The 1040-nt window shown below is 46.9% G+C and carries 2 tRNA genes and 2 rRNA genes; all 4 read right to left on the bottom strand.

What is annotated here, in order from left to right:
• Nucleotides 1-267, bottom strand: a 23S ribosomal RNA gene (locus HF312_21740); the annotation flags it as partial.
• A gap of 205 nt (nt 268-472) precedes the next feature.
• Nucleotides 473-549, bottom strand: a tRNA-Ile gene (locus HF312_21745).
• 71 nt (nt 550-620) lie between these two features.
• A tRNA-Ala gene (locus HF312_21750) sits at nt 621-696 on the bottom strand.
• Between the two features lie 178 nt (nt 697-874).
• A 16S ribosomal RNA gene (locus HF312_21755) occupies nt 875-1040 on the bottom strand; the annotation flags it as partial.

Here is a 1040-nt window from a genome sequence, read left to right on the forward strand (position 1 = left end):
CTCTTTCGCTTTCGCTCGCCACTACTCGCGAAATCTCGGTTGATTTCTTTTCCTCGCCCTACTTAGATGTTTCAGTTCAGGCGGTTCCCTTACCATACCTATTGATTCAGTATGGCATGACATGATATTACTCATGCCGGATTGCTCCATTCGGACATCTGCGGATCAAAGTTTGTTTGCAACTCCCCGCAGCTTTTCGCAGCTTACCACGTCCTTCGTCGGCTCCCAATGCCAAGGCATTCGCCCTGCGCCCTTTGTAGCTTGACCTCTTAGAATTATGCTTTCGTTCTCCAACAGAATAAGTTTTTCTTATCTTGTTTTCTTTGAAATTGTAGTCTTTCACCCTAAACTTTAAATTTCTTTAAGTTTACGTAGTTATTTGACTTTAATTATCGCATTTCTTCTTTACCTTTTTATTCAGTTTTCAAAGTACCAATTTTCAAGAATTCTTCAAACTTCCCTTCGGAAAGTTTGGTGGGCTCAAGTGGACTCGAACCACCGACCTCACGCTTATCAGGCGTGCGCTCTAACCGCCTGAGCTATGAGCCCATTTTAGTTAGCAGTGTCGTTTTCCTGTCCGTCTCCCTAAGTCCTCCGTGTGCCCCGGTTTTATCCGGGTCTGGTGGAGATGAGGAGGATCGAACTCCTGACCCTCTGCGTGCAAGGCAGATGCTCTCCCAGCTGAGCTACACCCCCGTATTGCTACGGAGTCTCAGGTCCCACTCTACCACTTTACTTCTTGTGAATGTCCTACGACAGGTTTTATCCTATCGTTTTAGGGCCTTCAAAATTAAACAATGAAAGATTCTCTTTTCCCCATTAACTGACCCTCTTGGTCTTTCTCGTTAGAATAGTTTCCATCTCTGGAAACGGTTCTCCTTAGAAAGGAGGTGATCCAGCCGCACCTTCCGATACGGCTACCTTGTTACGACTTCACCCCAATCATCAACCCCACCTTCGGCAGCGTCCTCCTTGCGGTTAGACTACTGACTTCGGGTGTTGCCAACTCTCATGGTGTGACGGGCGGTGTGTACAAGGCC

The organism is Ignavibacteria bacterium (genome assembly GCA_025612375.1).
GTDB lineage: Bacteria > Bacteroidota > Ignavibacteria > Ignavibacteriales > SURF-24 > JAAXKN01.